The sequence below is a fragment of the Petrotoga halophila DSM 16923 genome, from assembly GCF_002924615.1.
The window spans coordinates 1-8,363 of record NZ_JALY01000245.1 but is presented as its reverse complement, the minus strand read 5'-3'; the positions used below and the strand labels follow the sequence as shown (position 1 = coordinate 8,363).

At 33.5% G+C, this 8,363-nt stretch carries 9 protein-coding genes; all 9 read right to left on the bottom strand.

Annotation, left to right across the window (positions count from 1 at the left end):
- Nucleotides 1-137: 137 nt before the first annotated feature.
- The 9 genes from AA81_RS11840 to rsfS all read right to left on the bottom strand — a co-directional run bounded on the left by AA81_RS11840 (nt 138) and on the right by rsfS (nt 8,294).
- Nucleotides 138-923: a DUF4895 domain-containing protein gene (locus tag AA81_RS11840; RefSeq protein WP_103899138.1), complete on the bottom strand. Its 786-nt coding sequence runs from the start codon at nt 921-923 to the stop codon at nt 138-140.
- Between the two features lies 1 nt (nt 924).
- Complete coding sequence (uvrC, locus tag AA81_RS11835) at nt 925-2,649, bottom strand: excinuclease ABC subunit UvrC (RefSeq protein WP_103899137.1); 1,725 nt, start codon at nt 2,647-2,649, stop codon at nt 925-927.
- Nucleotides 2,650-2,832: 183 nt separating this feature from the next.
- Nucleotides 2,833-3,360 (bottom strand): DUF501 domain-containing protein, encoded by a 528-nt coding sequence (locus tag AA81_RS11830; RefSeq protein WP_211292704.1) that lies wholly within the window; start codon nt 3,358-3,360, stop codon nt 2,833-2,835.
- Nucleotides 3,327-4,175 carry a 50S ribosomal protein L11 methyltransferase gene (locus AA81_RS11825; RefSeq protein ID WP_103899136.1) on the bottom strand — a complete coding sequence of 283 codons (849 nt, stop codon included), beginning with the start codon at nt 4,173-4,175 and terminating at the stop codon, nt 3,327-3,329. The genes AA81_RS11830 and AA81_RS11825 overlap by 34 nt, the downstream gene beginning before the upstream one ends.
- A 4-nt stretch (nt 4,176-4,179) precedes the next feature.
- On the bottom strand, nt 4,180-4,713 hold the full coding sequence (locus AA81_RS11820; RefSeq protein WP_103079395.1) for a folate family ECF transporter S component: 534 nt from the start codon (nt 4,711-4,713) through the stop codon (nt 4,180-4,182).
- Between the two features lie 16 nt (nt 4,714-4,729).
- Entirely contained in the window at nt 4,730-5,560 is an 831-nt protein-coding gene (locus AA81_RS11815; RefSeq protein ID WP_169926368.1) for an alpha/beta hydrolase, read from the bottom strand.
- A gap of 26 nt (nt 5,561-5,586) precedes the next feature.
- Nucleotides 5,587-6,915, bottom strand: coding sequence for a tRNA (N6-isopentenyl adenosine(37)-C2)-methylthiotransferase MiaB (gene miaB, locus AA81_RS11810; RefSeq protein WP_103079393.1), 1,329 nt, complete (start codon nt 6,913-6,915; stop codon nt 5,587-5,589).
- Between the two features lie 62 nt (nt 6,916-6,977).
- On the bottom strand, nt 6,978-7,835 hold the full coding sequence (gene rpsB / locus AA81_RS11805; protein WP_103079392.1) for a 30S ribosomal protein S2: 858 nt from the start codon (nt 7,833-7,835) through the stop codon (nt 6,978-6,980).
- Between the two features lie 111 nt (nt 7,836-7,946).
- Nucleotides 7,947-8,294 carry a ribosome silencing factor gene (gene rsfS, locus AA81_RS11800; RefSeq protein WP_103079391.1) on the bottom strand — a complete coding sequence of 116 codons (348 nt, stop codon included), beginning with the start codon at nt 8,292-8,294 and terminating at the stop codon, nt 7,947-7,949.
- Nucleotides 8,295-8,363: the final 69 nt, after the last annotated feature.

The window sequence follows — 8,363 nt, the reverse complement described above, 5'->3', positions numbered from 1 at the left end:
TTCTAAAAGTAATTTTAAACACTTTTTCGCCACACAGCCCACCCTTCTAAAAGGGACCTGCGGTCCCTAACCCAGATGGGATGGGGAAGAGCTCCGCCCTGTAACCCTTTTAAAACAAAAACCTTGGTGTTGAACCGTTATAATTGAATTTCTAATTTATTAATTTGATCGACTATTTTAGCGGTCTTTTTTATAAACTGATCATAAATAGATTTGAAATCTATATAAAGGATACGCTCTGCAGGTACTTTGAATACGGCTAATGCTGGAGCTTTAACTTTCATCTCTGGGAGCTTGTAAGAATTTTCTAAAAAATCATATCTTTGAAGTACTTTTTCTTTCAATATTCGTCCAATTTCTATATATATGGACACTTCTGAACTGCTTATATATTTAGGAACTCTAAATAAAATGTGAATATCCTTCAAATATGGAAAATAAAATATGTCGTCTTCCCATTGCTTGTAATGTTTGATTATGAATTTCAATTTTTCATCTGTTATGTTCTGATGGAGAGAAATGTATTCTTCACCTTTTAATTTTTCCGAAAATATAAGTTTTTTTATAAGCCTTTCATTCCCCCATACCCTGTAAGATGTAATTTTAAAAGGCGATTGTACAATACCAAATGCCGTATTGGGTTGTACTATTTTATTGTATTGTCTTGATAGTTCAGTGTATTTTTTTACTAATATGTCTAAATCATTGTAATACGTAGGGTATAGGACGCTCATAACTTTTCCTGGTTTATCAGGTCCAAGGGTTTCAAAAACTCTTCCTTCTTCATCTATAAAAATACAATAGACAGGAAATTTGTCTTCACTATCGTAAACACTACCAAAGAAAAAATGTTGGAATTCATCGGCTAAAAAGTTTTTGTACTTGTTTAAGTAATTTTTGGCAAATTTTATTAGTTCTTCCAAATCATTTCTCTCCTAAACTTTCTTTTATTCTTTTGGCGATTTTTTCACTTTTAACAACTTTTGATATTTCTTCAGTTGATGCTTCCAATACTTTTTGAATTCCTCCAAAATGTTTTATTAATTCTTTTTTCCTCTTTGGACCAATACCATAAATATCATCCAATTTTGTTTTTTCAAACCGTTTACTTCTAAGACTTCTGTTAAAACCAATGGCGAATCTATGCGTCTCATCTCTTACGTATATAAGTAACCTTAACACTGGATGATCCAAAGGTAAGTGAAGGTCCAGTATGTCACCTGGTAAAACTATCCTCTCGTCTTCTTTGGCAATACCGACAACGTCGACATCCTTTAAAGAATAGCCGATTTCTTTTAGTGATTCCACTGCCGAATTTACCTGTCCTTTTCCTCCGTCAATAAATAACAGATCAGGTAATTCATGCTTTTGATATCTTCTTTTTATTACTGTTCTGATACTTTCAAAGTCATCTGGTGCTTTTATATTATCTAAGCGATACTTCCTGTATCCTTCTTTTTTGGGCTTGCCGTTTTCAAAACGCACTAAAGAGGCAACAGTATATAATCCTTGAAGATGAGATATGTCTATACCTTCAATAATTTTAGGTTCTTTTTTCAATGAAAGTATCTCTTTTGCCTGTTTTAAGGCATAGCTTAAGTCTTTCTGCCTTTTAATTTCTTCTTGTAAATTTGCATAGGCCATTTCATATATTTTAGAACTTTTACCGATCTTTTCGATCCTTTTTAAACCTTTTTCTTTCAGAAAATCCAAGATTTCTGAAGAAATTTCTTCTTTGTATAGCGTCGATATCAAAGAAGGTGGATCATTCTTTCTAACAATATAGTATTGATACAAGAAATCTTCTAAAGTCCCTTCCATTGTAAAGGAAAGCTTTGAAATTAAGTATCCTTTTCTTACTATTAAAACTAAATAAACTGGAGGTTCATACATTATTATATCTAAATTTTTACCGTTTTTGTATTCAACAGCTACTTCTTCAAACAAATTTTCTAATTTGAACAATGTGTCACGCATCTGAGCAGCTTTTTCATAGTTTTTTATTTTTGCATAATCTTTCATAGCTTTTTGAAGGTAGTTCTTTACCTCTGTAATATCTCCTGACAAAACTTTTTTAACCTTTTCCGCTGATTCTTGATATATCTTTTCATCTACATCAGTGTAACATGGACCATAACATCTTCCTAAATGGTATAGGAAACATGGTTTACTCTTTCTGCTTAAATCTCTATCACAGCTTCTAATCTTATAAACATTTTGTAGTACTTCAATAACATCTTTTACAAATTTCACATCAGAATATGGGCCATAGTATTTACCTTTTTCTTCTTTTTTTGTACGAACGTATTTTATCTTGGGAAATTGTTCATCCGTAACTAAGATATATGGGTACACTCGTGTATCTTTTAGCATTATATTGTATTTTGGCTTATGAACATAGATGAGGTTGGCTTCTAATATAAATGCTTGATTTTCATTTGAAGTTATTATGTAGTCTAAATTTGCAGCTTTTTCTAGCATTTCATAAGTTTTTTCATTTCCTATGTATTTTTTCTTGTTAAAGTATGAAGAAACTCTGTTTTTTAAGTTTTTTGCCTTGCCTATATATATAGGATCACCTTTATTGTTTTTAAAAATATATACCCCTGGTTTTTTAGGGATGTTTTTTAAAATCGATCTGTCTATCATAGGTTGTTTCCCTCCATACGTTAAGGGGCTTCGCCCCTTAAAAACCCTAAAATCTTTATTTGATTTGAAAAGTCTTTCGTGTAAAGCTGCAATAAGGTATTACTTTGAGATATTCAAAAGTTCGTTTTAGCGCCCCTTCGCCCCGCTCCCCACCCATAAGGAATCTGTGCTTACCCCTTAAAATCATAGTTTTTCGCATCTTTTGTCATCACAATATTTCCTACTAATATAACGATCCACTATTTCCCCCGCTGGATTGTTCTCCCCAACCAAATAAGATGCATAGTGTAAATGTAAACACTTTATTCTAGAAAAATCCTCAATCCCACCTATTCCCGTTTCTTTTAATTTCTTGATCATATTTTCAGGTAGGGAATTGATTTTTTCTTCTAATAACTTCATTCTCTTTTCAATTTCTTCTTTGTGAACGCGGATCATTTTTCGCTTTAATTCTGGATTATTTTGTATAATTTTTTCTATTTCAGTTATTTTTTGCTGTGCTTCCAATTTTGAAACTTCTTCCACTAAATAAGGACATGTTAACCAATAAAGAGTAGGGAAAGGTTTTCCGTCTTTTAAAGGAAAACTTTTTATAACTTGAGGATAGCCGTATATGCACCTTTTTTCTATATTTAATACATTACTTACACCACGTCCCAATTGTTTTTCAATTATTTTTAAGTCTTCTTTTGAAACAACAATGCTATCCAAGAACCGTCCTCCGTTCTATCTTTCAATACTAAATTCACTTCTTTTGCTTGTTCAATAACAGATTTCTCTTTACTTTCAATTATACCAGAAAAGATGATAAATGCCTTTTCTTTAAGTACTTTATCAAATTTAGGATCTTTCATTAGCTGTATCAGTACTTCAGCCACAATATTAGAAACTAATATATCAAAACTTTCATGCTCTTCCACTGTGTTTAACAAATCGGATTCTCTTATTTCAATATTAACATCGTTTAAAATAGCTGTTTCCTTAGCTTTTTCTATAGCCAAACTATCGTTATCTAAAGCCAAAACGCGATTAGCTCCAAAATTTTTAACCAAAATCGATAATATTCCGCTACCTGTTCCAACGTCAATGACATCTTTGCCTGTACAACCAACCTTTCTCAAAAGTTGAGCTGCCAGTTTAGTGGTTGAATGTAAACCGGTACCAAAGGCACTTCCCGGTATTATATTCAATACTATCCCGGGCTTTTCTATTTTTTTATCGGAGAAAGGATTTACCCAGACACCATCTATAAGTTCAAAAGCATTTATTGTTTTTTTCCATTCTTCTAACCATTTTGATTCTTCGGTGATTTCTTTCGAAAGCAGTTTTAAACCATACATAGAAAGCAAATCTAAAATATCTTTGATTTGCTCTTCCTTCTTGACATACAACCTCAGAAATGTTTTTGAACTTTCTACATCTTCCTCAATATAAAAGAAATTAAATCCAAATTTTATAAACTGATCTGTTATCTTTTCTTCCTCGTTAGGTTCCAATTCATAAATAAACTCATAATATTTATCCATAATATCATTTCTCCAACATTTTTTTAATTTGAGGAATTCTCGTGAGTAATAACAGCATTATAAAGGCATTCAAAAAGAATGAAACTACATAGCCGCCCAAGCGTGGTGGCATAAGAACTGCGTATGAAATACCAAAGGCTTGATGAAGAAAGAATGGCGTTAAGGTTATTCCTACCGCCTCACCTAAACCACAAGAAATGGCTAGTGTCCAATAATTGATTCTTCTTTTAAAAAAGTACCTAAAAATTATACCAGGAATCAAACCGTGTAAAGCTGAGGTTAACGTAAATTGGGGAAGAAACGCCCCCATTGGATTTATCCAATAACCAATCAAATCTGATAAACCCCCAACGATAAAACCATCCAGAGGTCCAAAAATAAAGGCAGAAAGAAACATAGGAATGGTTCCAAAGCCAAATCTAATAACTTCAACATTACCTAGGGGAATTCTAATCGCTAATAACCTCGACAAAAGTATAGATAGAACTATAAACAAAGAATTCATTACTAACCTATATGTGGCATTTTTTTGGCCCATAAATTCACTCCTTACCTCAATGGATAACTAGCATATTTTTCGCAAAGAACCTTAATACTTCTTTTATTTCCTCACTCCAAAGAAACCAATTATGGTCACCAGATTTTATAAAAAGAGTTGAAGATATGCCATTCATTCTTAATTCATGGTGTAGTTCAGAAGCACCTAAATATAGGTAAAAATAATCTTCACTTCCACAAGAAAGATAAACTGGAAGTTCTAACCCGCTTTGTTTTACGTTTTCTATATAGTTAAAAACATTCTCTTTTTCCCATAACTCAGGATCAAAGGGCCAACCAAACGCATCATGATAGTAATCTTCTCTGACATTAATTTCATTCCCCTCTAAATCGACTTCTTTTTCTGGGGGAACTTCTCTGGTTATTCCCCCGCTTAAGCTCGCAACAGACAAAAATAACTCGGGATACTTAAATGCTAACCTTAAAGCACCATAGCCTCCCATAGATAGACCAGCTATGAACCTTGAAGATCGTTCGTTATAAACCTTATACTGCGTTTCCATATGTTGAATAAGGTCTTCAATCAAAGCGGTTTCATAGTTTACCCCCGTTGGAGAATTAACATACCAACTGTTCTTGGCATCAGGGATCACAGCTACAAAAGGTGGAATTTCATTGTTATTTATCATTAAATCCAAACTTTGATCTACTCGGCCTTTTCTTAGCCAGCTCGTTTCGTTTCCACCATGCCCATGCAGTAGATAAATAGTAGGATATTTCCTGGTTTCAATGTCGTATTTCGGTGGGAGATAAATAGAGTATTTCATATCGCTTTTAAGTGCTCGGCTATAAAACGATAAAGATTCATAGACTTTTCCATATGTCAAGTGTGAACACCCCTTTTTCCTATCCATTAGACGTTAGTACAGATTGTGTTTACGACCTCTCCATACAATGGACCCGGTGTAATCTTATTGATCTTTACTTTCAAAAATTCCCCATTCAACTCTTCATTACTTTCGAAGATTATTAACTTATTGTTCATAGTTCTTCCCATATAAGTACCATTTTTACCTGCTTTTCCTTCTTGAATTATAACAACTTCTTGTTCAAGATATTTTTCATTTTCTTCAAGGTTTATTCTTTTTTGTAACTCCATAAGATACTGCAATCTTTTATTTTTAATATGTTTAGGTACATCATTTTTTTGATACTTATAAGCTATGGTTCCTTCTCTTGGGGAATATTCTGCGATATTTATTCTCTCAAATCTACATTGTTTAATCAAATCTACTGTTTCTTCAAAATCCTCTTCTGTTTCTGAAGGGAAACCAGTTATAAAATCACTGGATATTGTAACGTTAGCTACCTCTTTCTTTATCTTATTTACAAGTTCTACGAACTCTTCTTTTGTATATTTTCTATTCATCGCTTTGAGAATTTTGTTGCTTCCTGATTGAGCTGGAAGATGAAAATAATTTGCCGCTTTTTCCTCGTTTGCTACAGTCTGTATCAAAGAGTCTGTTATATCAGATGGATAAGAGGTTAAAAACCAAATTCTTTTTATAGAATCAAATTCTGCTGCCTTTTGTATGAGCAAATCCAATTTAGATTTTTTGTCCCCAAAGTCCTTACCGTAGGAATCAACATTTTGACCTAAAAAGGTTATTTCTTTGTAGCCTTTTTTTGCATAACTTTCAACTTCTTTTATTATATCTTCCATAGGCCTACTTTTTTCAAAACCTCTGGTGTATGGGACTATACAGTATGTGCAATATTTATTGCATCCGTATATGATAGTAATCCAAGCATGGTGTTTACTTGAAGTCATCTTTGGAATATCGTAACTGACATCATTTAATTTATCGCTAAAATCAGCGAACCTTTCTCCATTTAACGCCCGTTTTATCAAATTTGCTATGTCTATCACATTTCTAGTACCAAAGACAAAATCCACCTTTTTAAACCTTTCAAGTAAATGCTCCCTTTCTTTTTCTGCCGAGCAACCACCTACACCCAATATTAAATTCTTGTTTTCATCTTTTAGTTTACCATAACCACCTATGGCTCCATACATCTTATTTTCTGCTTTTTCTCTAACAGCACAACTGTTTATCAATATTATATCGGCTTCTTTTGGATTTTCAGTCCATTCGAAACCTTCTTCTTTCAAAAGACCTGCCATTATTTCACTTTCGTTTATATTCATTTGGCAACCAAATGTCCTTATGTAAAATTTCAAAATTATCACCTCTTACAAAAAAACCGGGAGCAATCCCCCGGTGTATTATGTACAACCAAAAATTAAAATTTTCCGTCTTCGTCTTCTTCTTCTGAGGAAACGAGTTCTTCTTCCTCCTCCTCTACTTCTTCGGCGTAACTAGCGTATTTCTCCTCGGCTGCTAGTTTTTCGTCTACTTCATCCACTTCTTCGTCTTTTTCCTCTCCCGCTTCGCTACCTTCTTCGAGGGTTTCTATTCTGCCTTCTTTTCCTTCAATAATCGCATCGGCCATTTTTGAGGCAATAAGCATTATGGTTCTAATAGCGTCATCATTTGCGGGAATAACGTAATCGATAAGATCAGGATCGCAATTAGTATCCACCGTTGCTATTATAGGTAATTTAAGTAAATTTGCTTCTTTAACAGCGATCTCTTCTTTTTTGGGGTCAATAATGAATATTATATCCGGAATTTTTTTCATTCCACGTAAACCACCCAAGTTTTTTTCTAATTTCTCCAAATTTCTGCGTATGGTGGCTTGTTCTTTTTTGGGTAGTTTTGAAAACTCTTCACTTTCAACGTATTCCGTTAATTGCTCCAATTTATCAATTCTTGATTTTATTGTCTTGAAGTTAGTTAATAAACCGCCAAGCCATCTGTTGTTTACAAAAAATTCTCCACATCTGCGTGCTTCATCGGCAACGATTTGCTGCGCCTGTTTCTTAGTTCCAACGAACAACACTCTTTTCTTTTCCATGACTGAATTTTTCAGAAATTCATAGGCATCATCAATACTTCTTAAAGTCTTTTGTAAATCAATAATATGAATCCCTTTTCTTTCAGTAAAGATATAAGGCTGCATCTTGGGATTCCATCTTCTCGTTCTATGACCAAAGTGAGCTCCTGCTTCAAGTAACTGTTTCATACTTACCACTGACACAAAAATACACCTCCGTAGATGTTTGATTTGGTTTTCTAACCTCCACCTTCCTTTTTTTCACCGACCCTTTTACGGGCACCGAGGTGAAAAACGAAAGATGTGAGTGTTATTTTACATTACCGTTCTATTTTGTTCCCCCCAAAGTCCTTCTAAATCGTAGAATTCTCTACTCTCTTCAGAGAATATATGAACTATAAAGATACCAGCATCGATTATCATCCAATCGGTACTTTGACCTTTATCGTAAAATGTTATGGGTATATCTTCGTCTTTTAGATACCTGACTACTTGGTCTCTTAATGCCACTCTATGTGGTTCTGAATTTCCTGTAACAATGACAAAGTAATCAACCATCAACTCAGAATCTTCCATGTCAAGTACTACAATATTTTCTCCATCTTTCTCTTCTAGCAATTCTACTATTTCTTTAACGGAATTCAAAACATCAGTTTTTAACAAAAATTTACCACCTCCACTGGAATTTTTTTACTTTTTTAACATTTCTAAATTTATTAGCGCCCCTTCGCC

Coding starts and splice junctions, on each gene's coding strand:
- AA81_RS11825 (WP_103899136.1), bottom strand. CDS start 4,175: ATGGATAAATATTATGAGTTTATTTATGAATTGGAACCTAACGAGGAA.
- uvrC (WP_103899137.1), bottom strand. CDS start 2,649: ATGATAGACAGATCGATTTTAAAAAACATCCCTAAAAAACCAGGGGTA.
- AA81_RS11820 (WP_103079395.1), bottom strand. CDS start 4,713: ATGGGCCAAAAAAATGCCACATATAGGTTAGTAATGAATTCTTTGTTT.